The organism is Streptomyces sp. NPDC057854 (assembly GCF_042797055.1).
GTDB lineage: Bacteria > Actinomycetota > Actinomycetes > Streptomycetales > Streptomycetaceae > Streptomyces.
In genome coordinates, this window is the sequence record NZ_JBHVMF010000018.1 from 147,414 (window position 1) to 172,567 (window position 25,154).

A 25,154-nucleotide genomic window follows, 5' to 3' on the forward strand; every position below is an offset into this window, starting at 1 on the left:
GGGCCGGTACGGGAACTCCCGTACCGGCCCTCCGCCGTCGTGACCGGCTACAGCCCCGCGGCCGCCGCCAGGTCCTTCTTCAGCGCGCCCAGCACCTCGGCGCCGGTCGCCCGCGCCGCGGCCAGACCGCTCGCGCCCGCGACCGGGACCACGACCTCCAGGTAGCACTTCAGCTTGGGCTCGGTGCCCGAGGGACGGACGATCACCCGGGCCCTGTACGCGCCCTCCAGGTGGTAGCGCAGGCCGTCCGTCGGCGGCAGCGACTCCGTGCCCTTCGTCAGGTCCTCAGCCGACACCACGGTCAGGCCCGCCAGCCGCGCCGGCGGGTTCTCCCGCAGCGCCGCCATCGCGTTCGCGATGATCCCCAGGTCCTCCACGCGCACCGACAGCTGGTCCGTCGCGTGCAGGCCGTGCTCGACCGCCAGGTCGTCGAGCAGGTCGGTCAGCGTCCGGCCCCGCTCCTTCAGCTCCGACGCCAGCTCGGCGACGAGCAGCGCGGCCGTGATGCCGTCCTTGTCGCGGACGCCCTCCGGGTCCACGCAGTAGCCCAGCGCCTCCTCGTAGCCGTACCGCAGCCCCTCGACGCGGGCGATCCACTTGAAGCCGGTCAGCGTCTCCTCGTACCCGACGCCCGCCGCCTCCGCGATCCGGCCGAGCAGCGACGACGACACGATCGACTCGGCGAAGACGCCGCGCGCCCCCTTGCGCACCAGGTGCGCGGCGAGCAGCGCGCCGACCTCGTCCCCGCGGAGCATCCGCCAGCCGCCCTCCACGGACGCGTCCGGCACGGCCACGGCGCAGCGGTCGGCGTCCGGGTCGTTGGCGATGACGAGGTCGGGGTCCACGGCCCGGGCCGCCTCGAAGGCGAGGTCCATGGCGCCCGGCTCCTCCGGGTTCGGGAACGCGACCGTCGGGAACGCCGGGTCCGGCTCCGCCTGCGCGGCGACCAGCGCGGGCGCGGGGAAGCCGTGCCGGGCGAAGGCCGCCGTCAGGACGTCCTTCCCGACGCCGTGCATCGCGGTGTACACCGTCCGGGCGGTCCGCGGCGAGCCCGGGGTCAGCACGGCGTCGGTCCGGGCCAGGTACGCCTCCAGGACCTCGTCGCCGAGCACCTCCCAGCCGCTGTCGGGCCGCGGCACGTCCGCCAGCGCGCGGACGGCGGCGATCTCGGCCGCGATCTCGGCGTCGGCCGGCGGCACGATCTGCGAGCCGTCGCCCAGGTACACCTTGTAGCCGTTGTCGCGCGGCGGGTTGTGGCTCGCGGTCACCTCGACGCCGGCGACGGCGCCCAGGTGCCTTATGGCATATGCCAGGACCGGCGTCGGCAGCGGGCGCGGCAGCAGCGCGGCGCGCAGCCCGGCGCCCGTCATCACGGCGGCCGTGTCCCGGGCGAAGTCGGCCGACTTGTACCGGGCGTCGTAGCCGATCACGACGAGGCCGCCGGTCTGCCCCTTCGCCTTCAGGTACGCGGCCAGGCCCGCGGCGGCCCGGATCACCACGGACCGGTTCATCCGCATGGGCCCGGCGCCCAGCTCGCCGCGGAGCCCCGCGGTGCCGAACTGCAGCGTCCCGGCGAACCGTACGGCCAGCTCGTCGGTCTCCCCCCGGTCGAGGAGCGCGCCGAGCTCCTCCCGGGTCTCCGGGTCGGGATCCTCGGCGAGCCACGCCTGGGCCCGGGCGAGGAGTTCGTCCTGCGTCACGGTGATGCGCCTTTCGTCTGCGGGCGGTGAGGTGGGGTGGGGGGGGGCGGATGGGGGCGGGGCGGGGACGGTCGCCGGGGCCGGCCGCCGCGCGGAGCCCTTCCCCGCCCCGGAAGGATCAGATGCGGTCCAGGACCCGCGTCAGCAGTTCGCCCATCCGCGCCGCCGAGTCGCGTCCCGCCTGCAGGACCTCCTCGTGGTTCAGCGGCTCGCCCGAGAGCCCCGCCGCGAGGTTGGTCACCAGGGAGATGCCGAGGACCTCCGCGCCGGCCTCGCGGGCCGCGATGGCCTCCAGGACCGTGGACATGCCGACGAGGTCGCCGCCCATGACGCGGACCATGTTGATCTCGGCGGGCGTCTCGTAGTGCGGGCCGGGGAACTGGACGTACACGCCCTCCTCCAGCGTCTCGTCGACCTCCTTGCACAGCGCGCGCAGCCGCGGCGAGTACAGGTCGGTGAGGTCGACGAAGTTCGCGCCGACGATCGGCGAGGCGGCCGTGAGGTTGATGTGGTCGCTGATGAGGACCGGCTGGCCGGGGCGCATGCCCTCGCGCAGGCCGCCGCAGCCGTTCGTCAGGACGACGGTCTTCACGCCGGCGGCGACGGCCGTGCGCACGCCGTGCGCGACGGAGGCGACCCCGCGGCCCTCGTAGAAGTGGGTGCGGCCGAGGAAGACCAGGGCGCGCTTCTCACCGATCTTGTACGAGCGGATCTTGCCGCCGTGGCCCTCGACGGCCGGCGGCGGGAAGCCCGGGAGGTCGGTGACGGGGAACTCGGCCTCGGGCGCGCCCAGGGCGTCGACGGCGGGGGCCCAGCCGGAGCCCATGACCAGGGCGACGTCGTGGTTCTCGACACCGGTCAGCTCGCGCAGGCGCGCGGCCGCGGCCTCGGCGGCCTCGTACGGGTTGGCAGTAGCGTTCACTGGCTCTTCTCGCCTCGGGGAGGGGGTCCGAGGGAGGAGACCCCGGACGGATTTCGTTCGCGAAGAAGCCTAGCCCGAGAATTCCTACGCGCGTAGATGACGGCGCGGACGGACATGCGATCGTTGTCTTGTCGTTTCCGACGAAAACCGGCCGGCCCGCGTCTCAGCAGGGCCGTTTGCGGAGCTCCATCACGTAGTCGTGGGGCGCGCCCGCGGACTCCGCCGCGTCGGCGACCTCGCCGAGGTAGCGGGCGGACGGCAGGCCGCCCTCGTACGCGTTGAGCACGTACACCCAGGCCGGCTCGTCGCCGTCGAGGGTGTGCACCCGGATCCGCATCCGGCGGTAGATGTCGAGGCCGACGCCCTCCCAGCGGTCCATGGAGTCCTCGTCCATCGGGGCGATGTCGTACAGCGCGACGAAGACCTGCCGGCGCGGGGCCTCGACGAGGGTGGCGAGCGCGCCCTCCCAGCCCATCTGCTCGCCGCCGAAGGTGAGCCGCCAGCCGTTCAGCCAGCCGGTGCCGCGCAGCGGGGAGTGCGGGGCGCGGCGGCTCATCAGCCGCGCGTCGAGGTTGCCGGCGTAGGCGGCGTAGAGCGACATGGGACCGAGGGTACGGGAGTGGTCCGGCGATCCGGTGAACGCCGAGGTGGCGGCCCCGGGGGCGGACCGGGGGGTGCGCCGGGGGCCGGGCGGGGCCCGGGCGGGGCGTTTGCGCGGGCCCCGGCGCGAGGGGGCGCGCCGGGTGCGGGACAATGGGATACGCACTTGAAGCGTGCGGGACAATGGCGTACGCACTGCAGCCCAGCGGGGGCCGCACACCCCCGGCAGAACGAGAGCGCGAGGCGTAGATCCCAGTGACCCGGATCGTGATCATCGGCGGCGGACCCGGCGGATACGAGGCTGCCCTGGTGGGCGCCCAGCTCGGCGCGGAGGTGACCGTCGTCGACTGCGACGGCCTCGGCGGCGCGTCCGTCCTGACCGACTGCGTCCCCTCCAAGACCCTGATCGCCACCGCCGAGGTGATGACCACCTTCGACTCCTCCTACGAGGAGCTGGGCATCATCGTCGCGGACGACACCCCGCACATCGAGCAGGCCGCCCGCGTCGTCGGCGTGGACCTCGGCAAGGTCAACCGGCGGGTGAAGCGGCTCGCGCTGGCCCAGTCGCACGACATCACCGCCTCCGTCACCCGGGCCGGCGCCCGGGTGCTGCGCGGCCGCGGCCGGCTCTCCGGCCGGCAGGCCGTGGACGGCTCCCGCCAGGTGGTCGTCACCGCCGCCGACGGCAGCGAGGAGACGCTGACCGCGGACGCGGTGCTGATCGCGACCGGCGGTCACCCGCGCGAGCTGGCCGACGCCAAGCCGGACGGCGAGCGGATCCTGAACTGGACCCAGGTCTACGACCTGAAGGAGCTCCCGGAGGAGCTCATCGTGGTCGGCTCCGGTGTGACCGGCGCCGAGTTCGCCGGCGCCTACCAGGCCCTCGGCTCCCGGGTCACGCTCGTGTCCAGCCGTGACCGCGTGCTGCCCGGCGAGGACCCGGACGCCGCCGCGGTCCTGGAGGACGTCTTCCGGCGCCGCGGCATGAACGTCATGGCCCGCTCCCGCGCCGAGTCCGCCAAGCGGGTCGGCGACCGGGTCGAGGTCACCCTCGCGGACGGCCGGGTCATCTCCGGCACCCACTGCCTGATGGCGGTCGGCGCGATCCCGAACACCGCCGGGATGGGCCTGGAGGAGGCCGGCGTCCGGCTCAAGGACTCCGGGCACATCTGGACCGACAAGGTCTCCCGCACCTCCGCCCCGGGCGTCTACGCGGCCGGCGACGTCACCGGCGTCTTCGCGCTCGCCTCGGTCGCCGCCATGCAGGGCCGGATCGCGATGTACCACTTCCTCGGCGACGCGGTGGCCCCGCTCAACCTGAAGACGGTCTCCTCGAACGTCTTCACCGACCCGGAGATCGCCACCGTCGGCTACACCCAGGCCGACGTGGACGCCGGCAAGATCGACGCCAAGGTCGTCAAGCTGCCGCTGCTGCGCAACCCGCGCGCCAAGATGCAGGGCATCCGGGACGGCTTCGTCAAGATCTTCTGCCGTCCGGGCACGGGGATCGTGGTCGGCGGCTGCGTCGTCGCCCCCAAGGCGAGCGAGCTGATCCACCCCATCTCGATCGCGGTCGACAACAATCTGACGGTCGAACAGATCGCAAATGCTTTCACCGTGTACCCCTCCCTGTCGGGCTCGATCGCCGAAGTGGCACGGCAGTTGCACACCCGAAAGACCTCGGGCGAGGGCTGAAGCTCCGCCGGTTCGCGGGAAGGCCCGGAGACCAGACTCCGGGCCTTCCTGGCCCGGGGCTCAGTCGTCGCCGTCGTTCACGTACAGGTTCAGCTTGCTGGAGAGCCAGGACGCCGTCTTCGACGCCTCACGCCATTTGTCGCCGCTCAGCGACCTGAAGATGGGTTCCTTGAGTTCCTTGTAGGAGTCGAAGGCGTCCCGTGCCTGGGCCAGGGCGGAGAAGAGGACCTTCTCGGGTTCCTCTGCTTGGGTGATCGGAGTGATGACCTCCTCGCTGAGGACCTGCTCGCGCAGCCAGTCGTTGTTGGCGGAGGGAGTGTTTCCCGCCTCCGCGTCGGGGATGCGCTTGCCCTCCGGGTCCAGGCGAGGGAAGGGACGGCCTTCGCGAGACGCCTTGATGGTCTCGATGAGCTGCCGGATGCCCCACGCATTGCTCATCATCCGCGTGATCACGACGGAGGGCTGGCCGCGGAACCGGGCCGAACCACGGTCGACACCCAGACCGCCCAACGCGAGCAGAGGCACCACACCACGCGCCGCTACCTCATGGCAGGCGACACCCGGCCGCCCGTCGGAGACCTCCGCGAGGGCCAGGGACGCCAGCTCGTCGAGGGCCGCGTCGTCGGGCCGGGAAACGACGTCCCACTCGGCGCCGACCGTCGACCACAGCGCGTGTACGGCGGCGTTGCGGGCCCTCTCCAGATGCTGGGGGTCGTGGCCGGAGAAGGAGCGCAGGGCGAGTTCGATGGCCGGATGGGAACGGCCCTTGGCGCTGAACATCTTGACGTTGAGTGCCTCGTTCAGCACGCGGCGCTTCCTGGTGTCGGGCTCCGTCATCAGACGGATGATCCACGCGCAGCGTTCGTCCCGATGACCGCTCAGGCCCAGGGCGCGCGCGGTCTCGGTCAGGTCCTCGCGGCCCAGCGCGTAGACGAGTTCGTCTGTACTGATCAAGCCGTAGTCGGCGAGGGCGTTGACCGACCGCTCGGCGAGCAGCGTTGTCTGCGCCTCCTTGGAGAAGGACCTCGGCTCGATGTTCTGCGCGCCGAGCGCGAGATTCAGCGTGCTCGCGTAGGTCGGCACCACACCGGCGGAACGCCCTGACCAGTGGTCGTCCCAGCCCCACCCGACGATGAGGTCGGCCTCGGCCGTCAGCGCGTTGACGACTCCCTCCAGGCGGATCAGCTCCTCCTCTTCCCGCTCGGAGGCGGCGACGAGGGCTTCCGCGTCCGTGGCGAGCGTGTGCAGCCGTTTCGTGAGCTGCTTGCGCAGCGCATCCGGCGAACCAGTGAGGATCTCGGACTCGGGGTACCCCAGGATGTGGTGGGCCGAGGCGGTCCGTGACGTACCGTCGACCACTCCGACACCCGCTCTCGGCGGCGCGTCGGAGAATCGGAACTCCACGTGTCCCGCCAGTAGCGGCATCAGAATGCCGTTGGCCTTGATGTCGCTTTCCCAGTTGTTCTCGTCGCGCACGAAGCTGGCGTTCGCGTCGAGTGCCGTGGCCACTGCCTGCCGGCTGCCCCGGTAGACCAGGGAAGGAATCTCCGGTGAGGAGTCGGGAGCGGCGAGGGCCAGCTTCGCGCCCGTGCCCGCGCCCGCCTTCGGATCAGAGAGATAGGTCTGCCCCACCACGAAGCGGCCGTTCGTGGCGTCCACGAGGAGGAGCGGCGTCCAGACGGTGGCCCTGAGCAGGTGAAGGAGCCGTCCACCCCGGACGCGCTGCGACCGTATCTGGGTGGAGCGGACGGTCTTCGGGTTGACCACGACGGAGAGGAGTTCCGACGCCGATTCGAGAGTGTGCGTGGTGACGCCGTCATGGGGTTCGATCACCCGCTCGGCGGCCGCCCGCACCGAGCGCGTGTCGCGGACCTGGAGGTCCTGGAGCCGATCCACGAGCACGCCGACACGCAGTCGATACTCGCTTTCGGGCAGTTCATAGGGGGTGTCGAGTTCGCTCATGTGTGTCAGACCTTCCGCTTGACCGGGCTACGCCGGCGGGGCAGAGTAGAGGTGTTGCCGGCTCCACGGAGGAGCCGGAAGTGAGGCCAGACAATCCGCCGGACGACGGAGGTCTGGCCTTCGCGCTTCTCACGGCTGGGCGTCCCACAGGCCCTCGTCCCCCGATCCCGGCAGGTGGGGGCTTCCGCAGGCACTGCAGGTCAATACCGTGACCTTGCCGCCGGCCTGGAGGGTCGCCCAGTGCTTGCCGGTGTCGGCGTGGGCGGCGACGTAGGCACCGGCGGCGATGTCCGCGGCCCACAGTGCGGGCTCGTCGGCGCCGAGCCGATGACTCATGCGCAGCCGCGGCTCCAGCGCACCCGTCCGGCGCAGCCTCTGCAGTTCGGCGATGTCGGAACTGTCTTCCCGGTCACCCCGGGATTCGAGGATCGCGGCGGAAACAGCACGGTCGGCGAGATCGAGCAGGAGGGTGTGAAGGGCCTTCTTGCGGGCCCGCTCCTGCTTGTTTCGGATCAGTCCGCAGAAGGTGGCGACAACGATCTCCGCGGGGAGTCCCCCCACCTTCCGGGCGAGTACGTCTCGGCGGGAGGAGGATTCGGCGCGCCAGTGCAGCTTGCCGCGCTGTTTGCGGAGGAGGAGCCCCGTCATGCCGTCCCTGATGACCGGCAGCGCGGCAGTCTCGGCGATGATCGCCGACAGAATGTAGATGCCGGTCGATCCTTCGGTCCGCTGACGCATGGACTCGTCGCACAGCGCGACTAACCCCGAAGCCGGCAGCTCGGGGTGCGTGATCCTCCGGGCATGGCGGGACATGTCTTGCCTCCTCGGAGCCCTGCTGGGGCTCGACGCAGGAGACGACCATGGGGGCCCGACGTCCTGCACTCCGATGGGTGAGGGCACGCAGCGCTCACTCATTACCAGTGGACGGACCGGGTGTGCCGTGCCTCTACGACAGGTCGCGCGAGTGAGGTCCATGGAGACCTGCTCGCGCTGACGTGAAGGTGGGGAGCCGAGCCGATGAGAACTGCCTCTTCGACAGGGGCGCCTTGTGGCGAGCGCGGATACGTCGATCCGGTGAAGCGATCTTGCTGTTTATCAGATGGGCCAGGACTCTAGTGGGTGACTACCTTTCAGTGCAACCGTCAATTGCCGCGGGAACAACGCCTGTTCAGAACGCCGCCCGTAGAGGGGGTCGCAAATGCTTTCACTTCGTCCCCCCTTCGATCGGGCTCGATCGCCGAAGTGGCACGGCAGTTGCACACCCGAAAGACCTCGGGCGAGGGCTGACACCCGGCGGACCGCGGCGGCGGTCACCGCCCTCGCCTGCGGGAACGGTTCGCCGACTCGGACAACCCCCGGCACATCGGGGCATAGAACGATCACAAGCGGGGCTCTCCATACCACGGGGGAGCCCCGCTTGTGTGCATCTTCCGCAATCCGGTCCATAGTGCTGAAAAGCACCGGCGGCGCACGTTACTGTCAGTTTCGTGTTCGCTGCAGAACGTCGCCAGTTGATCCTCGAAATGGTGCGAGCCAATGGGGCCGTGTCGCTCCGCGAGCTCGCCCGCGTCGTCCAGACCTCCGAAGTGACCGTGCGCCGCGACGTACGGGCCCTGGAGGCAGAAGGACTCCTCGACCGCCGGCACGGCGGTGCGGTGCTGCCGGGCGGATTCACGCGAGAGTCCGGCTTCCCGCAGAAATCCCATCTCGCGACCGCGGAGAAGACGGCCATCGCCGACGTCGCCGCGAGCCTGGTCGAAGAGGGCGAGGCCATCGTCGTCGGCGCCGGGACCACCACCCAGGAGCTGGCCCGCCGGCTCGCCCGGGTGCCCGGCCTCACCGTGGTCACCAACTCGCTGCTCGTCGCCCAGGCGCTGGCGCACGCCAACCGGGTCGAGGTCGTCATGACCGGCGGCACCCTGCGCGGCTCCAACTACGCGCTCGTGGGCAGCGGGGCCGAACAGTCGCTCCAGGGGCTGCGCGTCTCCCGCGCCTTCCTCTCCGGCAGCGGGCTCACCGCCGAGCGCGGGCTCTCCACCTCCAACATGCTCTCCGCGAGCGTGGACCGGGCGCTGGTGCAGGCCGCCGCCGAGGTCGTGGTCCTCGCCGACCACACCAAGCTCGGCACCGACACCATGTTCCAGACGGTGCCGACCGACGTGATCACCCGGCTGGTCACCGACGAGCCCCCGCCGCACGACGAGCGGGCCGGCACCGAGCTCCAAGCCCTCGCCGACCAGGGCGTGCAGATCGCCGTGGCCGCCACCGGCCAGAGCGGCGCCCCCGCCGCCGAGCAGCTGCCGCCGGGCGTCCGGGGCCGCCGCGAGATGCCGCTGCCCGTCCAGCGCGGAGGCAGGATGCCGGGCGGTCAGTTCCGCGGCCCCGGCCCCGGCATGGGCGCCGAGCCCATGGAGCGCACGGCGCGCGTCGCGGACCTGCGCCGCCGCTGAGCCGGCGGCCCGTCCCGTACCGCCCGGGTCGCCCCGTACGCGGTGAGCCGCCGTCCCTTCCCGTGCCCCGCACACGGCGAAGGGCCCCACAGGCGGCTGCCTGCGGGGCCCTCGCGCGCGGGAACGTCAGCCCTTGATCTCGCAGATGCCGGCGCCGGACGTCACCGACGCGCCGACCTCGGCGCTCAGGCCCGTCACCGTGCCCGCCTTGTGCGCGTTCAGCGGCTGCTCCATCTTCATGGCCTCCAGGACGACGATCAGGTCGCCCTCCTTGACCTCCTGGCCCTCCTCGACCGCGACCTTCACGATCGTGCCCTGCATGGGCGAGGCGAGGGTGTCGCCGGAGGCGGTCGGGCCGGACTTCTTCGCGGCGCGGCGCTTCGGCTTGGCACCGGCGGCCAGACCCGTACGGGCCAGGGACATGCCCAGCGACGACGGGAGGGAGACCTCCAGGCGCTTGCCGCCGACCTCGACCACGATGGTCTCGCGGCCGGCCTCGTCCTCGTCCGCGTCGGCACCCGCCGGGGTGAACGGCTTGATCTCGTTGACGAACTCCGTCTCGATCCACCGGGTGTGGACGCGGAACGGGTCGGCGGTGAAGTCCGGGTCGACCACGACGGCCTGGTGGAACGGGATGGCCGTGGCCATGCCCTCGACCTTGAACTCGGCGAGCGCGCGGGCGGCGCGCTGCAGCGCCTGCTCACGGGTGGCGCCGGTGATGACCAGCTTGGCGAGCAGGGAGTCCCAGGCGGGGCCGATGACCGAGCCGGACTCGACGCCCGCGTCCAGACGGACGCCCGGGCCGGTCGGCGGCTGGAAGAGGGTGACCGTGCCGGGGGCCGGCAGGAAGTTGCGGCCCGGGTCCTCGCCGTTGATGCGGAACTCGAAGGAGTGGCCCCGGATCTCCGGGTCGCCGTAGCCCAGCTCCTCGCCGTCGGCGATCCGGAACATCTCGCGGACCAGGTCGATGCCGGTGACCTCCTCGGTGACCGGGTGCTCCACTTGCAGACGGGTGTTGACCTCCAGGAAGGAGATCGTCCCGTCGAGGCCGACCAGGAACTCGACCGTGCCGGCGCCGACGTAGCCGGCCTCCTTCAGGATCGCCTTGGACGCGGCGTACAGCTGCGCGTTCTGCTCCTCCGTCAGGAACGGCGCGGGCGCCTCCTCGACGAGCTTCTGGTGGCGGCGCTGCAGCGAGCAGTCACGGGTCGAGACGACGACCACGTTGCCGTGCTGGTCGGCGAGGCACTGGGTCTCGACGTGCCGCGGCTTGTCCAGGTAGCGCTCGACGAAGCACTCGCCGCGGCCGAAGGCGGCGACGGCCTCGCGGACCGCGGAGTCGTACAGCTCCGGGACCTCTTCGAGGGTGCGGGCGACCTTGAGGCCGCGTCCGCCGCCGCCGAAGGCCGCCTTGATGGCGATCGGCAGGCCGTGCTCCTCGGCGAAGGCGACGACCTCGTCCGCGCCGGAGACCGGGTCCGGGGTGCCCGCGACGAGCGGGGCGCCGGCGCGCTGGGCGATGTGGCGGGCGGCGACCTTGTCGCCGAGGTCGCGGATGGCGTGCGGCGGCGGGCCGATCCAGGTCAGCCCGGCGTCGAGGACGGCCTGGGCGAACTCCGCGTTCTCGGAGAGGAATCCGTAGCCCGGGTGGACGGCGTCCGCGCCGGAGTCCTTCGCGGCCTGGAGCACCTTGGCCATGTCCAGGTAGCTGGTGGCCGGGGTGTCACCGCCCAGGGCGAACGCCTCGTCGGCCGCGCGGACGTGCAGAGCGTCCCGGTCCGGGTCGGCGTAGACGGCTACGCTGGCGATCCCGGCATCCCGGCAGGCACGGGCGACACGAACAGCGATTTCGCCACGGTTGGCGATGAGCACCTTGCGCACGATGGCTCCCTCCTTGAAACAAGCTGAGTTTAGGGACTGCCGACACGGCCCCTCGACCCGTCCCCACGGGTGAGCTTGCCCACACGGAGTGTGAAGCGGCGGACGCCCGGGTCGTGAAATCCCTTGTCGCACCACGGTACGCAGGGTTCCTTGACGGCACAGTAGCTCTCTGGTGTGGCGCAGGTCTCTGTTCGTGGAGCCAGTCGCCGTTCGGGTTTCTTTGTGGAGTCCCTACGAATGGGTCAACGATTCTTTGCCGGACCGTCGTGCTCCGGCCAACCTGCGCGCACTCTTGTCCGAGGGTTTACCGGCCAGTAGCCTTCGCGCTGTCGACCGTACTGTCGGTAACAGCCGCATTTTGGGGGTGGCCGAGGTGGCCCGCAGACCGATCGCACTCGTCACGGCCGCCGTGCTCCTCGTGGAGGCGCCCGCCATCGTCGGCGTCAACGCGATCATGGCGCGGTTCGTGGAGGTCCAGTCGATGTCCCTCGACGGCCTCGACCCCGACCACATGGTCACCGGCACCTGGGCCCTGGGCATCGGCTCGGGCCTCGCCCTCGCGCTCTGCTCCCTCGTCGCGCTGCTCACCGGCCTCCGGGACCGGGCCCCGGGCCGCCTCGGCCGGGGGCTGCTGATCGGCTGCGCGGTCGTCCACGGCCTGCTCGGCGCCGTCGCGGCGGCCCTGATCGGCTGGACCGCCTTCGCCGTGCTGATGACCGTCGTCGGGCTGATCGTGCTGACGCTGGTGATGTACGGGGACGAGCCGGCGGGCTCCGGGAAGGCGGAGCCCGCGACGGCGTGACGTGACGTCAGGCGTTCAGGACCACAGCTCGGTGATGCCCACGTCGAGCTTGGCGAGGAGCCGGCGCAGCAGCGGCAGCGACAGGCCGATGACGTTGCCGGGGTCGCCGTCGATGCCCTCGATGAACGGCGCCGACCGGCCGTCCAGCGTGAACGCGCCCGCCACGTGCAGCGGTTCGCCGCTCGCCACGTACGCCGCGATCTCCTCGTCCGTCGGCTCGCCGAACCGCACGACCGTGGAGGCGGTCGCCGACTCGTACCGCTTGGCTGTCGTGTCGTAGACGCAGTGGCCGGTCTGCAGGATGCCGACCCGGCCGCGCATCTCCTTCCAGCGGGCGGTGGCCTCGGCGGCGTCGGCGGGCTTGCCCAGCGCGCGGCCGTCCAGCTCCAGGACCGAGTCGCAGCCGATGACCAGGGCGCCGCTCGCCTCGGGGCGGGCGGCGACGTGCGCGGCCTTGGCCTCGGCGAGCGTCAGGGCGAGCTCGGCCGGGGTCGGGGCGTGGACCTTGTCCTCGTCGACGCCGCTGACGATCACCTCGGGGGCCAGGCCGGCCTGGCGGAGCAGGCCGAGCCGGGCGGGGGAGGCGGAGGCGAGGACGAGCCGGCGGGGCGTGCCGCCCGGGTGATCAGCAGTCATGGGGGCAGCGTACTCAGCGCGAGCCGATGACGAGCATCAGGACGACCATGGCCAGCGCCAGGAGCACACCCGATCTCCGCAGCATCTCCTGGGCCTCGCGCAGGAAGGTGGGCGGCTTGTTCTCCGGGTCGGACCACAGCATGCCCCCGATCCTGCTGCCGGGACGGCTCCGGCGCCTGAGTACGGATACTCAACAGCGCCCCGGACCCGTCCCTCAGGCGGTGTAGGCGCCGGCCGCGGCGGCGGCCAGGGCGGCGGTGACGGCCCGTTCGGCGTCGGCGGCGACGGGTTCCTCCTGGGTGACGGCGAAGCGGTAGTAGAGCGGCGCGGAGACGGCGCGGAGCACTTCGCGCGGGTCGGTGCCGGCCGGGAGTTCGCCGCGGGCGAGGGCCCGTTCGGCGACCGGGGCCCATTCGTCGAGCCGGGTGCGGTAGAAGCCGTGCAGGGCGCGGGCGCACTCCTGGTCGCAGGCGGCGGCGGCGAGGACGGCGCGGAAGACGGCGCCCATCCGCGGGTCGGTGAGGGTCCGGAGGACCAGGGCGGCGTTGGCGCGCAGGTCGCCGGCGAGGGTGCCGGTGTCGGCGGCGGGCAGGGACTGCTCGGCCATGTCGCCGAGGAGGTCGGTGACCAGGCCGGCGGGGGAGCCCCAGCGGCGGTAGACGGTGGTCTTGCCGACGCCCGCGGCGGCGGCGATCTGGTCCATGTTGAGGCTGTCGAAGCCGCCGGCGGCGAGGGCCGCCTGGGTGGCGTCGAGGACCGCGCGGCGGACCTTGGCGGTACGGCCTCCGGGGCGCTGGGTGCCGGGCACGGCCGACGGGCTCTCGCTCAAATGGGTCTCCTGTTCCATTAAGGCGGTGCAGTCTGCTACGGTCTCGTTCATCTTAACGGAACCAGTCTCCCATTAAGGGGTCCCGTCATGGTCGCCCTCGACACGCCCGCCGCCACCGCGCCGGCCGCCCGCATGGACGGGCGGATGCGGCTCGTCCTCGTCGTCCTCCTCGTCGCCCAGTTCATGCTGGCCGTCGACTTCTCGATCCTGAACGTCGCCCTCCCCGTCATCGGCGAGGGACTCGGCTTCTCCCTCGGCGGACTCCAGTGGATCGCCACCGCCTTCGCCCTCGCCGCCGCCGGCTTCACCCTCCTCTTCGGACGCCTCGCCGACCTCCTCGGCCGCCGCCGCGTCTTCCTCACCGGCATGGCCGTCCTCGGCGCCGCCTCCCTCGCCGGCGGCCTCGCCACCAGCCCCGAACTCCTCATGGCCGCCCGCGTCGCCCAGGGCCTCGCCACCGCCGCCGTCACCCCGGCCGGCCTCTCCCTGCTCACCTCCGCCTTCCCCGAGGGTCCGCTCCGCGACAAGGCCCTCGGCCTCAACGGCGCCCTGATGTCCGCCGGGTTCACCACCGGAGCCGTCCTCGGCGGCGTCCTCACCGACCTGCTCTCCTGGCGCTGGGCCTTCTTCATCAACGTGCCGGTCGCGCTCGCCGTCCTGCTCGTCGCCCCCGCCGTCATCGAGGAGAGCCGCCCCGCCGCCCGCCCCCGGCTCGACGTCCCCGGCGCCGTCACCGTCACCGGCGGCCTGCTCGCCCTCGTCCTCGGCCTCACCGCCGCCGGCGAGCACGGCTGGGCCGCCCCCGCCACCCTCGTCCCCCTCGCCGCCGCGGCCGTCCTGCTCACCGCCTTCCCGCTCGTCGAGCGCCGCTCCGCCGCACCTCTGGTCCCGCTCCGGGTGCTGCGCCGCCGCACCGTCGTGTGGGGCAACCTCGCCGGGCTGGCCGCCTTCGCCACCGAGACCTCGCTGGTCTTCCTGATGACCCTGCACCTCCAGGACGTGCTCGGCTTCTCCCCGCTCGCCGCCGGCCTCTCCTTCGGCGTCCTCGGCGCCGGCACCGTCCTCGGCGGCCTGCTCGCCCCCCGCTTCCTCCGCCGCTTCACCCCCCGCGCCGCCCTCGTCGCCGGCGGCGTCCTCCAGGCCGCCGCCACCCTCGCCCTCCTCGGCATCGGCGACGAGCGGAGCACGTACGGGCTGCTGCTCGCGGCCACCTTCGCCGGCGGCGTCGGCAACATGCTCGCCATCGTCGGCTTCATGGTCACCGCCACCTCCGGCCTCCCCGACAGCGAGCAGGGCATGGCCACCGGCATCGCCACCATGACCCAGCAGATCGGCATCACCCTCGGCACCCCGGTGATGAGCGCCGTCGTCGTCACCGCCGCCACGCTCCCGGACGGCATCGCCCGCGCGGTCGCCGTCAACGCGGCCCTCGTCGCCCTCGCCGCCCTCGCCGCCGCCGTCTTCCTCAGGAAGCGGTGAGCGGACACGCCGAAGGCCGGACCCCCCGCACACGGGGTCCGGCCTTCGCTCACGTCACGTCACACGGTTCAGACCGGCCAGGCGGACCGGGCCCAGGCCCGCGGGCCCGGCCGGTGGCGCACCCCCCGCGCGATCCGCGCCGGGTCCGACCAGCCCTCCGGGACCGCCGGGCCGCCGCTCCGCGCGGCAGCCGCCGCCGTCGCCGCGGCCCGGGCCTGGACCACCGCCAGTGCGGCGGCCAGCTCCTCGGGCGTCGGGTTGCCTCGTACGACCTTGATCATCGTGCTGTCCCTCCCGAGGGCTAGAGCGGGATGTTGCCGTGCTTCTTCGGGGGCAGGGATTCCCGCTTCGTCCGCAGCTGACGCAGGCCCTTCACGATCTGCGCCCGCGTCTCCGACGGCAGGATCACCCCGTCGACGTACCCGCGCTCGGCCGCGGTGTACGGGTTGAGCAGGGTGTCCTCGTACTCCTGGATCAGCCGCGCCCGCACCGCCTCGACGTCCTCGCCGTTCGCCTCCGCCTCCGCGATCGTCCGGCGGTGCAGGATGTTCACGGCGCCCTGCGCGCCCATGACCGCGATCTGCGCCGTCGGCCACGCCAGGTTCAGGTCGGCGCCCAGGTGCTTGGAGCCCATGACGTCGTACGCGCCGCCGAACGCCTTCCGCGTGATGACCGTGATCAGCGGGACCGTCGCCTCCGCGTACGCGTAGATCAGCTTCGCGCCGCGCCGGATGATGCCGCCGTACTCCTGGTCCACGCCCGGCAGGAAGCCCGGCACGTCCACGAAGGTGAGGACCGGGATGTTGAAGGCGTCGCAGGTCCGCACGAACCGCGCGGCCTTCTCCGACGCGTTGATGTCCAGACAGCCCGCGAACTGCATCGGCTGGTTGGCGACGACGCCGACCGGGAAGCCCTCCACCCGGCCGAAGCCGGTCAGGATGTTCGGCGCGAACAGCGCCTGCGTCTCCAGGAACTCGCCGTCGTCCACGACGTGCTCGATGACCTGGTGCATGTCGTACGGCTGGTTCGCCGAGTCCGGGATCAGCGCGTCGAGCTCCAGGTCCTCCGCCGACACCTCGGTGTCCGCCGTCTCCGGGAAGGCCGGCGCCTCCGAGAGGTTGTTCGACGGCAGGTACGAGAGCAGCTGCTTCACGTACTCGATGGCGTCCTTCTCGTCGCCCGCCATGTGGTGCGCCACGCCCGACGTCGTGTTGTGCGTCCGGGCGCCGCCCAGCTCCTCGAAGCCCACGTCCTCGCCGGTCACCGTCTTGATGACGTCCGGCCCCGTGATGAACATGTGCGAGGTCTGGTCCACCATCACCGTGAAGTCGGTGATCGCCGGCGAGTACACCGCGCCGCCCGCGCACGGGCCGACGACCAGCGAGATCTGCGGGATCACGCCCGACGCGTGGGTGTTGCGGCGGAAGATCTCGCCGTACATGCCCAGCGCGCTCACGCCCTCCTGGATGCGGGCGCCGCCGGAGTCGTTGATGCCGATCACCGGGCAGCCGGTCTTCAGCGCGAAGTCCATCACCTTGATGATCTTCTGCCCGTACGTCTCGCCCAGCGCCCCGCCGAAGACCGTGAAGTCCTGCGAGAACACCGCGACCGGACGCCCGTCGACCGTGCCGTAGCCGGTGACGACCCCGTCGCCGTACGGACGGTTCCTCTCCAGGCCGAAGTTGGTCGACCGGTGCCGGGCCAGCTCGTCCAGCTCCACGAACGAGCCCTCGTCGAGCAGCAGGGCGATCCGCTCACGCGCGGTCAGCTTGCCCTTGGCGTGCTGCTTCTCCACCGCGCGCTCCGAGCCGGCGTGGGTGGCCTCGTCGATACGGCGCCTGAGGTCCGCGATCTTGCCCGCGGTCGTGTGAATGTCGGTCTCGTACTGCTCTGCCGGCTCGGACATCGGGATGCGGCTCCCTGCCTGGTCACGGGGGGTTCGTTGACTGCGAATGGGCTACTGACGGCCTACTGTCCCGTAGCGTATCCGCGCCGGTACGGCAGCGCAGTGCGGTCTATCCCACACCTAGTCTGGCTTGCATGACCCACCCCGACGCCTCAGGCGGACCCTGGTCCGACCTCGACCGGCCCCCGCTCAACGCCCGTGCCCTGCGCCAGGGGCTGCTCCTCCCGGACGGCCTCTGGACCTCCCTCGACGTGGTCGCCGCCACCGGCTCCACCAACACCGACCTCGCCGCCCGCGCCGCCGAACTCCCCGAGGGCGCCGTCCTCGTCGCCGAGGAGCAGACCTCCGGCCGCGGCCGGCTCGACCGCACCTGGAGCGCCCCCGCCCGCTCCGGCCTCTTCGTCTCCGTGCTGCTCAAGCCCGACGTGCCCGCGCACCGGCTCGGCTGGCTGCCGCTGCTCACCGGCGTCGCCGCCGCCACCGGCCTGGCGAAGGCCGGCGGCGTCGACGTCTCCCTCAAGTGGCCCAACGACCTCCTCGTCACCGTCGGGGGAGAGGAGCGCAAGGCCGGCGGCATCCTCGCCGAGCGGGCCGGCGGGGACGGCGTTGTCGTCGGCCTCGGCCTCAACGTCACGCTCCGCGAGGACGAACTGCCCGTCCCCACCGCCGGCTCGCTCCTCCTCGCCGGCGCCGTCTCCACCGACCGCGACACCCTGCTGCGCGCCGTCCTGCGCTCCCTCGCCGACCGGTACGGCGCCTGGACCCGGGCCGGCGGCGACCCCGCGGCGTCCGGGATCCAGGCGGCCTACGCGGCCGGCTGCTCCACCCTCGGCCGGCGGGTCCGCGCCGACCTGCCGGGCGAGCGGATGCTGGAGGGCGAGGCCGTCGCCCTGGACGGCGACGGACGCCTGATCGTCGCCACCGAGGGCGGCGGCACCGAGGCGGTCGGCGCCGGCGACATCGTCCACCTGCGCGCGACGGACTGATCCCCCGGCCGTTCCGGCGTGAGCCAGCCCACACCTGTCGTATCGTGGAGCGCGATCCAGGCGAACAGATCGGCAGGACAGTGGGCAGCGGCAGGGAACGGGCAGGAGGCGGCCGGTGACCGTCGACGACGCGAACACGGGAGACGGCCGGTCCGACCCCCCCGAGCCGTCCGGGACGGCCGCCGAGTCCTCGGCGTACCCGACCCCCCACCACGCCGTCGACCACACGGCCGAGCCGCCCGACGACCCGCTCGCCATCCGCCTGGAACAGCTGATCCTCGGCGCCGACCGCCGCTACACCCCCTTCCAGGCCGCCCGCACCGCCGGCGTCTCCATGGAGCTGGCCTCCCGCTTCTGGCGGGCCATGGGCTTCGCCGACATCGGGCAGGCCAAGGCGCTCACCGAGGCCGACGTGCTCGCCCTGCGGCGGCTCGCCGGCCTCGTCGAGGCGGGGCTGCTCAGCGAGCCGATGGCGGTGCAGGTGGCCCGCTCCACCGGGCAGACCACCGCCCGGCTGGCCGAGTGGCAGATCGATTCCTTCCTGGAGGGCCTGACCGAGCCGCCCGAGCCCGGCATGACCCGCGCCGAGGTCACGTACCCGCTGGTCGAGCTGCTGCTGCCGGAGCTGGAGGAGTTCCTGATCTACGTGTGGCGGCGGCAGCTCGCCGCCGCCACCGGCCGGGTCGCGCAGGCCGCCGACGACGAGGAGATGGTCGACCGGCGGCTCGCCGTCGGCTTCGCCGACCTCGTCGGCTTCACCCGCCTCACCCGGCGGCTGGAGGAGGAGGAGCTGGGCGAGCTGGTCGAGGCCTTCGAGACCACCTGCGCCGACCTCGTCGCCGCGCACGGCGGCCGGCTCATCAAGACCCTCGGCGACGAGGTGCTGTACGCGGCGGACGACGCCGGCATCGCCGCCGAGATCGCGCTCCGCCTGATCGAGACCCTCAGCCAGGACGAGACCATGCCGGCGCTGCGCGTCGGCATCGCCTTCGGCACCGTGACGACCCGGATGGGCGACGTCTTCGGCACCACCGTGAACCTCGCCAGCCGGCTCACCTCGATAGCGCCGAAGGACGCCGTCCTGGTCGACAGCGCCTTCGCCGAGGAGCTGACCCGCACCGGCGAGGTGCCCGTCTCCGAGGCCGAGGCGGCGGAGGAGGCCGCCCAGGCCGAGAAGGAGGGCCGCGCCCCCCGGACGTACCGCTTCGCGCTCCAGCCGATGTGGCAGCGGTCGGTGCGCGGCCTCGGCGTGGTGGAGCCCTGGCTCCTGAACCGCCGCCCCACCTAAGATCCCTCCCGGTGATGTGAACCGTCGTTAACCGGGAGGGCGTGAGGGATGTCCGAGCAGCGTTTTGGTGAGTTCGTGCTGGTCCGCAAGGAGGGGCACGTCGCGGAGTTCGTCCTCGACCGGCCGAAGGCGATGAACGCGGTCTCCTCCGCGATGGCCCGCTCCATCGGCGAGGCGTGCGCCGCGCTCGCCGCCGACCGGGATGTCCGGGTCACCGTCCTGACCTCGTCGAACGACCGGGCCTTCTGTGTCGGCGCCGACCTGAAGGAGCGCAACTCCTTCACCGACGCCGACCTGGTCCGCCAGCGGCCCACCGCCCGCGCCGCCTACACCGGCGTGCTGGAGCTGCCCATGCCGACGGTCGCGGCCGTGCACGGCTTCGCCCTCGGCGGCGGCTACGAGCTGGCGCTCTCCTGCGACCTGATCGTCGCCGACGCCACCACCGTCGTCGGCCTCCCGGAGGTCTCCGTCGGCGTCATCCCCGGCGGCGGCGGTACGCAGCTGCTGCCGCGCCGGGTGGGCGCCGCGCGCGCCGCCGAGCTGGTCTTCACGGCCCGCCGGGTGGAGGCCGCCGAGGCGGCGGAGCTGGGCCTGGTGGACGTCGTCGCGGAGGACGCGCGGACGGCCGCCCTGGAGCTGGCCGGGCGGATCGCCGTGAACTCGCCGGTCGGGCTGCGCGCCGCGAAGAAGGCGATGCGGCTGGGCCAGGGGCTGGACCTGCGGGCCGGCCTGGAGGTCGAGGACGCGGCGTGGCGCTCGGTGGCCTTCTCCGGCGACCGGGCGGAGGGGGTGGCGGCGTTCAACGAGAAGCGGACGCCGCGGTGGCCCGGAGAATGACCGAGCGGTAACCCAAGTGATCCCGTTTTGTACCAGATGTCACTTTCTGTGACGTCTCGGTAGGGAAAACGGATCAAACCTCCCTAAGCTGGAGGAATGGGTGAGGATGTGCGGTTGCGGGCCGTGGTGGCGCTGGCGCAGGGGATGGCGGCGGCGCACACTCCGCGCGAGTTCTGGCGGGCCGCGGCGCTCGGGGCGTCCGCCGGTCTGGACGGGAGCTTCGGCGCCCTCTCGGTCTGGGAACGGGACCACGGGCGGCTGCGGGTGCTGGTGAACGCCGGCGACCGGGCCGTCGGCGAGGAGGAGTTCCCGGACGCGGAGACGTACCCGGTCCACCAGTTCCCCGAGATCACCGAGTTCCTGCACGAGCGGTGGACGGTCGGCGCGGGCCCGCACGCCTGGGTCGAGACCGCCGACGCGCCCGTGCTGACCGGCCGGGTCGCCGGGCTGCGGCGGCGGGGCCGGTGCTGCTGCGTGGTCGCCCCGATCGTGCTGCACGGCCGGGCGTGGGGCGAGCTGTACGTGGCCAGACCGGCGGGGGCGAAACCTTTCGGCGCCGGGGACGCGGACTTCGCGAACGTCCTCGCGGCGGTCGTCGCGGCCGGCATCGCGCAGGCCGAGCGGCTGGAGGAGGTGCGCAAGCTCGCCTTCACCGACCCGCTCACCGGCCTCGCCAACCGCCGCGCGGTCGACGCCCGCCTCGACGAGGCCATCGAGCGCTACCGGACCGACGGCGCGGTCGTCAGTCTCGTCGTCTGCGACCTCAACGGCCTCAAGCGCGTCAACGACACCCACGGCCACGCCGTCGGCGACCGCCTCCTCGAACGCTTCGGCTCCGTCCTCTCCCGCTGCGGCGCCCGGCTCCCCGGCGCGCTCGCCGCCCGCCTCGGCGGCGACGAGTTCTGCCTGCTCGCGGTCGGCCCGGCGGCCGACGAGGTGGTCGCGGTGGCGGAGGAGCTGTGCGTGCGCGCCGCCGAGCTGGAACTCGGCGAGGGCGTCGCCATCGGCGTCGCCTCCACCGGCGACCCCATCGGCCCCCTCAAGTCCGCCCGCCGGCTCTTCCGGCTCGCCGACGCGGCCCAGTACCAGGCCAAGGCCGCCCGCTCCGCGAAACCGGTCGTCGCCGGCCGCGACGGCACCGTCGTCCGCCTCGCCGACGCCCCGCCCAGCGCCCGCGACCGCCGCCGCTTCCGCGACGCCCCGGCGGTGGAGCTCCCGCCGGAACCGTAAGGGGCCGCCCCGGCCGGGGACGGTGACGGATTGCCTAGTGACAGGTCGGTCTTCAATCCGTAGGGTGCTGAATATGGATATGCAGACAGTCGTTCTCGGCACGTCCGGCACGACCCCGCAGGACGTCATCGCCGTCGCCCGCCACGGCGCCCGTGTCGAGCTGTCGGAGGAGGCCGTCGCGGCGCTCGCCGCCTCCCGTGCCGTCGTCGACGCGCTTGCCGCCAAGCCCGAGCCCGTCTACGGCGTCTCCACCGGATTCGGCGCCCTCGCCACCCGGCACATCGACCAGGAGCTGCGCACCCAGCTCCAGCGGAACATCGTCCGCTCGCACGCCGCCGGCATGGGCCCGCGCGTCGAGCGCGAGGTCGTGCGGGCGCTGATGTTCCTGCGGCTCAAGACCGTCGCCTCCGGCCACACCGGCGTCCGCCCCGAGGTCGCGCGGACCATGGCCGACGTCCTCAACGCCGGCATCACCCCGGTCGTCCACGAGTACGGCTCCCTCGGCTGCTCCGGCGACCTCGCCCCGCTCTCCCACTGCGCCCTCGCGCTCATGGGCGAGGGCGACGCCGAGGGCCCGGACGGGGTCGTCAAGCCCGCCGGCGAGCTGCTCGCCGCCGCCGGCATCGAGCCCGTCGTCCTGAAGGAGAAGGAGGGGCTCGCCCTCCTCAACGGCACCGACGGCATGCTCGGCATGCTGATCATGGCCCTCGCCGACCTCGACGTCCTCTACAAGTCGGCCGACGTCACCGCCGCGCTCTCCCTCGAAGCCCTCCTCGGCACCGAGAAGGTCCTCGAACCCGAGCTGCACGCCATCCGCCCCCACCCCGGCCAGGCCGCCTCCGCCGCCAACATGCTGGCCGTCCTCAAGGGCTCCGGCCTCACCGGCCACTTCCAGGCCGGCGAGGCCCCCCGCGTCCAGGACGCCTACTCGATCCGCTGCGCCCCGCAGGTCGCCGGCGCCGGCCGCGACACCCTCGCCCACGCCCGGCTCGTCGCCGAGCGCGAGCTCGCCGCCGCCGTCGACAACCCGGTCGTCCTCGGCAACGGCGAGGTCCGCTCCAACGGCAACTTCCACGGCGCGCCCGTCGCGTACGTCCTCGACTTCCTCGCCATCGCCGCCGCCGACCTCGGCTCCATCGCCGAGCGCCGCACCGACCGGCTCCTCGACAAGAACCGCAGCCACGGCCTGCCGCCGTTCCTCGCCGACGACGCCGGCGTCGACTCGGGCCTCATGATCGCCCAGTACACCCAGGCCGCCCTGGTCAGCGAGATGAAGCGGCTCGCCGTCCCGGCCTCCGCCGACTCCATCCCGTCCTCGGCGATGCAGGAGGACCACGTCTCCATGGGCTGGTCCGCCGCGCGGAAGCTGCGCACCGCCGTCGGCAACCTCGCCCGAATCATCGCCGTCGAGCTGTACGCCGCCACCCGCGGCATCGAGCTCCGCGAGGGCCTGACCCCCGCCCCCGCCTCGCGGGCCGTCATCGACGCGCTGCGCGCCGCCGGCGTCGAGGGCCCGGGCCCGGACCGCTTCCTCGCGCCCGACCTGGCCGCCGCCGACGCCTTCGTACGGGACGGGCGCCTGGTCGCCGCCGTGGAGCCGGTCACCGGCCCGCTGGCCTAGGCCCGGCCGGTCCGCACCCGCCGGAGGGCCGTCCCGTCGCGGGGCGGCCCTCCGGCGCGCCGGCGCTGGCGGGTCGGGCCGCGCGGGCCCCGCGGGTCAGGACGCGCGGCCGTGGCGCCGCAGCGCGAGGGCCACGAAGCCGGTGCCCACGGCGAGGAAGCCGGTGCCGGCCACGACGTACGCGGTCGGGGCCGGGTCGCTCGACTCGGCGGGCGCGGTGCTCCCGCCCCGTACCCCCGGCCCGGCCGCGCCGTCGGAGGCGTTCGCCGACGGGACGAACCAGAGGGCGCACAGCAGGGTCCCCGCCGCGGTGGCGGTCAGCAGCGGACGTCGGGCGGCGGACACGTCGATCTCGGGCTCCCTCACGGACGGCCCCGCGGGACTCCGCGGTGCGCCGATGCTAGTGAACCCAGCGGGTCGCGGGAAAGCCGAGGCCGGGCAGACCCTACGCTCCCAGCCATGAGCACCGCAGAGACCCCCGCCACCGGCGCCCCCACCCGTCACGTCCGCCTCCGCGTCGACATCGTCCTGGAGATCGACGGCCCCGCCGAGCTGACCGCCGCCGCCGAAGGCCGGATCGACTCCGACGAGTTCATGCCGGCCGAGGAGCGCGACCACGCCCGCTCCGCCGTCCAGGAGGACCCCTCCGAGGCCCTGGCCTACCTCGTGGAGCCCTTCGACCTGGTCCGCGACCTGCCCGGCGTCGAGCTCGTGCAGGCCGCCTGGAGCAGCGAGGAGATCGAGTACGACCCCGACTCCATGGAGTGGGAGCTCGACGAGGAGGATGAGACGGAGGAGGACGACGACGACCGGTCGTGACGGGGCGGCGCGACCGCCCCGCCCGAGGGCCCCGGGACCGGCGTCCCGGGGCCCTCGCGCGCCGGGGGCGCGGCGGCCGGGAACCGGAGCGCGGCCCCCGCGCGTGTCGGTCAGTGGTGTTCCCCACAAACCCCCCGGTACCGGAACCGGCGGGGCGTCCTGGGTGTTCTGATGGATTGACAGGGAATCGGCGACGATGGAGAAGCGTGTGATGACGGTCGGCAAGCGCAGCAGGAGCCTGGCCGCCGCGGCGGCGGTGCTGAGTGGTGTACTCGTGCTCTCGGCCTGCAACGACGACGACCCGGCCGGCGCGGCCGCGGCCGGCTCGCCCACCGCCACGTCACAGGCCGAGATCGACGAGGCCGCCGCGCAGAAGACCTCCAAGGCGCAGATCACCATCTCGCCGGAGAACGGCGCGCAGAACGCCTCCATCAACAACGACGCCAAGGTCGCCGTCACCGACGGCAAGCTCACCGAGGTCACCATGACCTCCGCCGAGGGCGCCGAGGTCGCGGGCGAGATAGCGGCCGACGGTCTCTCCTGGAAGCCGTCCGGACCGCTGAAGCGCGCCACCGTCTACAAGATCGCCGCCACGGCCGTCGACGCGTCCGGCCTGAAGGCGCACGAGAACTCCTCCTTCACCACGGTGTCGAAGGAGAACAGCTTCATCGGCAACTTCACCCCCGAGGACGGCTCGACCGTCGGCGTGGGCATGCCGGTCTCGATCAACTTCAACAAGGCGATCACCGACAAGAAGGCCGTCCAGAGCGGCATCAAGGTCTCCTCCAGCTCCGGCCAGGAGGTCGTCGGCCACTGGTTCAACGCGACCCGCCTCGACTTCCGCCCGGCCGACTACTGGAAGGCCGGCTCGACGGTCACCCTCAAGCTCGACCTGGACGGCGTCGAGGGTGCCGACGGCGTCTACGGCGTCCAGCAGAAGACGGTCACCTTCAAGGTCGGCCGCAGCCAGGTCTCCACCGTCGACGTCGCCGCGAAGACGATGACGGTCAAGCGCGACGGCAAGGTCATCCGCACCATCCCGATCTCCGCCGGCTCCCCGGAGAACACCACCTACAACGGCCAGATGGTGATCTCCGAGAAGTTCAAGGAGACCCGGATGAACGGCGCCACCGTCGGCTTCACCGACGACGACGGCAAGGGCGAGTACGACATCAAGGACGTGCCGCACGCCATGCGCCTGTCCACCTCCGGCACCTTCATCCACGGCAACTACTGGGGCGCCCGCTCCATCTTCGGCTCCGTGAACACCAGCCACGGCTGCATCGGCCTCGCCGACGTCAAGGGCGCCGGCGACCCCAAGCAGGCGGCCGCCTGGTTCTACGACCAGTCGATCACCGGCGACGTCGTCATCGTCAAGAACTCCAAGGACAAGACGATCGCCCCCGACAACGGCCTCAACGGCTGGAACATGAACTGGTCCGCCTGGAAGGCCGGCTCGGCCCTCTGATCCCCCGGCGAGGCACGGCAGCGGCGCCCGCCCCCACGCAGGG

At 72.7% G+C, this 25,154-nt stretch carries 23 protein-coding genes; 11 read left to right on the forward strand and 12 right to left on the reverse strand.

Translation table 11 applies throughout. The features are described from left to right. Positions 1–47: 47 nt before the first annotated feature. From ACFVQZ_RS25125 to ACFVQZ_RS25135, 3 genes are all read right to left on the reverse strand, one after another. On the reverse strand, positions 48–1,700 hold the full coding sequence (locus ACFVQZ_RS25125; protein WP_383626244.1) for a phospho-sugar mutase: 1,653 nt from the start codon (positions 1,698–1,700) through the stop codon (positions 48–50). Between the two features lie 118 nt (positions 1,701–1,818). Next, positions 1,819–2,622 carry a purine-nucleoside phosphorylase gene (locus ACFVQZ_RS25130; RefSeq protein ID WP_030497174.1) on the reverse strand — a complete coding sequence of 268 codons (804 nt, stop codon included), beginning with the start codon at positions 2,620–2,622 and terminating at the stop codon, positions 1,819–1,821. A gap of 163 nt (positions 2,623–2,785) precedes the next feature. Continuing rightward, positions 2,786–3,223, reverse strand: coding sequence for a gamma-glutamylcyclotransferase (locus ACFVQZ_RS25135; protein ID WP_030497175.1), 438 nt, complete (start codon positions 3,221–3,223; stop codon positions 2,786–2,788). Positions 3,224–3,477: 254 nt separating this feature from the next. Between ACFVQZ_RS25135 and ACFVQZ_RS25140 the strand changes: the two genes are divergently transcribed. Next, on the forward strand, positions 3,478–4,917 hold the full coding sequence (locus ACFVQZ_RS25140) for an NAD(P)H-quinone dehydrogenase (protein WP_383626247.1): 1,440 nt from the start codon (positions 3,478–3,480) through the stop codon (positions 4,915–4,917). A gap of 60 nt (positions 4,918–4,977) precedes the next feature. Here the strand turns inward: ACFVQZ_RS25140 and ACFVQZ_RS25145 are convergent, their stop codons facing one another. Further along, positions 4,978–6,879, reverse strand: a complete 1,902-nt coding sequence (locus tag ACFVQZ_RS25145; RefSeq protein ID WP_383626249.1) for a hypothetical protein — start codon at positions 6,877–6,879, stop codon at positions 4,978–4,980. Between the two features lie 129 nt (positions 6,880–7,008). Then, positions 7,009–7,692 (reverse strand): hypothetical protein, encoded by a 684-nt coding sequence (locus ACFVQZ_RS25150; protein WP_383626252.1) that lies wholly within the window; start codon positions 7,690–7,692, stop codon positions 7,009–7,011. A 710-nt stretch (positions 7,693–8,402) separates the two neighbouring features. Between ACFVQZ_RS25150 and ACFVQZ_RS25155 the strand changes: the two genes are divergently transcribed. Further along, positions 8,403–9,329 (forward strand): DeoR/GlpR family DNA-binding transcription regulator, encoded by a 927-nt coding sequence (locus tag ACFVQZ_RS25155; RefSeq protein WP_030497177.1) that lies wholly within the window; start codon positions 8,403–8,405, stop codon positions 9,327–9,329. A 126-nt stretch (positions 9,330–9,455) separates the two neighbouring features. On the opposite strand, the gene ACFVQZ_RS25160 is transcribed toward ACFVQZ_RS25155, so the two are convergent. Next, entirely contained in the window at positions 9,456–11,210 is a 1,755-nt protein-coding gene (locus tag ACFVQZ_RS25160; protein WP_030497178.1) for a biotin carboxylase N-terminal domain-containing protein, read from the reverse strand. Positions 11,211–11,583: 373 nt separating this feature from the next. Between ACFVQZ_RS25160 and ACFVQZ_RS25165 the strand changes: the two genes are divergently transcribed. Next, a complete protein-coding gene (locus ACFVQZ_RS25165; protein WP_030497179.1) occupies positions 11,584–12,012 on the forward strand; it encodes a hypothetical protein in 429 nt (142 codons plus the stop codon). A gap of 15 nt (positions 12,013–12,027) precedes the next feature. Here ACFVQZ_RS25165 and ACFVQZ_RS25170 read toward each other — a convergent pair whose 3' ends face one another. The 3 genes from ACFVQZ_RS25170 to ACFVQZ_RS25180 form a co-directional block, all read right to left on the reverse strand. Next, complete coding sequence (locus ACFVQZ_RS25170; RefSeq protein WP_030497180.1) at positions 12,028–12,648, reverse strand: Maf family nucleotide pyrophosphatase; 621 nt, start codon at positions 12,646–12,648, stop codon at positions 12,028–12,030. A 13-nt stretch (positions 12,649–12,661) separates the two neighbouring features. Further along, a complete protein-coding gene (gene mmpB / locus ACFVQZ_RS25175; protein ID WP_321193333.1) occupies positions 12,662–12,790 on the reverse strand; it encodes a morphogenic membrane protein MmpB in 129 nt (42 codons plus the stop codon). Positions 12,791–12,862: 72 nt separating this feature from the next. After that, on the reverse strand, positions 12,863–13,495 hold the full coding sequence (locus ACFVQZ_RS25180) for a TetR/AcrR family transcriptional regulator (protein ID WP_051788257.1): 633 nt from the start codon (positions 13,493–13,495) through the stop codon (positions 12,863–12,865). A 69-nt stretch (positions 13,496–13,564) separates the two neighbouring features. Between ACFVQZ_RS25180 and ACFVQZ_RS25185 the strand changes: the two genes are divergently transcribed. Then, the gene (locus ACFVQZ_RS25185; RefSeq protein ID WP_030497182.1) at positions 13,565–14,956 is read left to right on the forward strand and encodes an MFS transporter; all 1,392 of its coding nucleotides are present in this window, start codon (positions 13,565–13,567) and stop codon (positions 14,954–14,956) included. A 68-nt stretch (positions 14,957–15,024) separates the two neighbouring features. Here the strand turns inward: ACFVQZ_RS25185 and ACFVQZ_RS25190 are convergent, their stop codons facing one another. Further along, a complete protein-coding gene (locus tag ACFVQZ_RS25190) occupies positions 15,025–15,237 on the reverse strand; it encodes an acyl-CoA carboxylase epsilon subunit (protein WP_030497183.1) in 213 nt (70 codons plus the stop codon). Between the two features lie 20 nt (positions 15,238–15,257). Continuing rightward, positions 15,258–16,862 carry an acyl-CoA carboxylase subunit beta gene (locus tag ACFVQZ_RS25195; protein ID WP_383626258.1) on the reverse strand — a complete coding sequence of 535 codons (1,605 nt, stop codon included), beginning with the start codon at positions 16,860–16,862 and terminating at the stop codon, positions 15,258–15,260. A gap of 134 nt (positions 16,863–16,996) precedes the next feature. Between ACFVQZ_RS25195 and ACFVQZ_RS25200 the strand changes: the two genes are divergently transcribed. The 5 genes from ACFVQZ_RS25200 to hutH all read left to right on the forward strand — a co-directional run bounded on the left by ACFVQZ_RS25200 (position 16,997) and on the right by hutH (position 22,824). Beyond that, positions 16,997–17,848: a biotin--[acetyl-CoA-carboxylase] ligase gene (locus tag ACFVQZ_RS25200; RefSeq protein ID WP_383626261.1), complete on the forward strand. Its 852-nt coding sequence runs from the start codon at positions 16,997–16,999 to the stop codon at positions 17,846–17,848. Between the two features lie 115 nt (positions 17,849–17,963). Next, positions 17,964–19,136, forward strand: a complete 1,173-nt coding sequence (locus ACFVQZ_RS25205) for an adenylate/guanylate cyclase domain-containing protein (RefSeq protein ID WP_030497186.1) — start codon at positions 17,964–17,966, stop codon at positions 19,134–19,136. A gap of 48 nt (positions 19,137–19,184) precedes the next feature. Then, positions 19,185–19,973, forward strand: coding sequence for an enoyl-CoA hydratase-related protein (locus tag ACFVQZ_RS25210; RefSeq protein WP_030497187.1), 789 nt, complete (start codon positions 19,185–19,187; stop codon positions 19,971–19,973). Between the two features lie 96 nt (positions 19,974–20,069). After that, positions 20,070–21,203: a diguanylate cyclase domain-containing protein gene (locus ACFVQZ_RS25215; RefSeq protein WP_383626264.1), complete on the forward strand. Its 1,134-nt coding sequence runs from the start codon at positions 20,070–20,072 to the stop codon at positions 21,201–21,203. Between the two features lie 79 nt (positions 21,204–21,282). After that, positions 21,283–22,824 (forward strand): histidine ammonia-lyase, encoded by a 1,542-nt coding sequence (gene hutH, locus ACFVQZ_RS25220; protein ID WP_383626273.1) that lies wholly within the window; start codon positions 21,283–21,285, stop codon positions 22,822–22,824. A 96-nt stretch (positions 22,825–22,920) separates the two neighbouring features. Here the strand turns inward: hutH and ACFVQZ_RS25225 are convergent, their stop codons facing one another. Beyond that, entirely contained in the window at positions 22,921–23,169 is a 249-nt protein-coding gene (locus ACFVQZ_RS25225) for a hypothetical protein (protein WP_030497190.1), read from the reverse strand. A 114-nt stretch (positions 23,170–23,283) separates the two neighbouring features. Here ACFVQZ_RS25225 and ACFVQZ_RS25230 point away from each other — a divergent pair, with 114 nt between their 5' ends. Together ACFVQZ_RS25230 and ACFVQZ_RS25235 are read left to right on the forward strand one after the other, a co-directional pair. Further along, on the forward strand, positions 23,284–23,643 hold the full coding sequence (locus ACFVQZ_RS25230) for a hypothetical protein (protein WP_030497191.1): 360 nt from the start codon (positions 23,284–23,286) through the stop codon (positions 23,641–23,643). Positions 23,644–23,839: 196 nt separating this feature from the next. Beyond that, positions 23,840–25,111, forward strand: a complete 1,272-nt coding sequence (locus ACFVQZ_RS25235; RefSeq protein ID WP_030497192.1) for a L,D-transpeptidase — start codon at positions 23,840–23,842, stop codon at positions 25,109–25,111. Positions 25,112–25,154 lie beyond the last annotated feature (43 nt).

Coding starts and splice junctions, on each gene's coding strand:
- ACFVQZ_RS25135 (WP_030497175.1), bottom strand. CDS start 3,223: ATGTCGCTCTACGCCGCCTACGCCGGCAACCTCGACGCGCGGCTGATG.
- ACFVQZ_RS25145 (WP_383626249.1), bottom strand. CDS start 6,879: ATGAGCGAACTCGACACCCCCTATGAACTGCCCGAAAGCGAGTATCGA.
- ACFVQZ_RS25150 (WP_383626252.1), bottom strand. CDS start 7,692: ATGTCCCGCCATGCCCGGAGGATCACGCACCCCGAGCTGCCGGCTTCG.
- ACFVQZ_RS25155 (WP_030497177.1), top strand. CDS start 8,403: ATGGTGCGAGCCAATGGGGCCGTGTCGCTCCGCGAGCTCGCCCGCGTC.
- ACFVQZ_RS25170 (WP_030497180.1), bottom strand. CDS start 12,648: ATGACTGCTGATCACCCGGGCGGCACGCCCCGCCGGCTCGTCCTCGCC.
- mmpB (WP_321193333.1), bottom strand. CDS start 12,790: ATGCTGTGGTCCGACCCGGAGAACAAGCCGCCCACCTTCCTGCGCGAG.
- ACFVQZ_RS25180 (WP_051788257.1), bottom strand. CDS start 13,495: ATGGAACAGGAGACCCATTTGAGCGAGAGCCCGTCGGCCGTGCCCGGC.
- ACFVQZ_RS25185 (WP_030497182.1), top strand. CDS start 13,565: ATGGTCGCCCTCGACACGCCCGCCGCCACCGCGCCGGCCGCCCGCATG.
- ACFVQZ_RS25190 (WP_030497183.1), bottom strand. CDS start 15,237: ATGATCAAGGTCGTACGAGGCAACCCGACGCCCGAGGAGCTGGCCGCC.
- ACFVQZ_RS25195 (WP_383626258.1), bottom strand. CDS start 16,862: ATGTCCGAGCCGGCAGAGCAGTACGAGACCGACATTCACACGACCGCG.
- ACFVQZ_RS25200 (WP_383626261.1), top strand. CDS start 16,997: ATGACCCACCCCGACGCCTCAGGCGGACCCTGGTCCGACCTCGACCGG.
- ACFVQZ_RS25210 (WP_030497187.1), top strand. CDS start 19,185: ATGTCCGAGCAGCGTTTTGGTGAGTTCGTGCTGGTCCGCAAGGAGGGG.
- ACFVQZ_RS25215 (WP_383626264.1), top strand. CDS start 20,070: ATGGGTGAGGATGTGCGGTTGCGGGCCGTGGTGGCGCTGGCGCAGGGG.
- hutH (WP_383626273.1), top strand. CDS start 21,283: ATGCAGACAGTCGTTCTCGGCACGTCCGGCACGACCCCGCAGGACGTC.
- ACFVQZ_RS25230 (WP_030497191.1), top strand. CDS start 23,284: ATGAGCACCGCAGAGACCCCCGCCACCGGCGCCCCCACCCGTCACGTC.
- ACFVQZ_RS25235 (WP_030497192.1), top strand. CDS start 23,840: ATGGAGAAGCGTGTGATGACGGTCGGCAAGCGCAGCAGGAGCCTGGCC.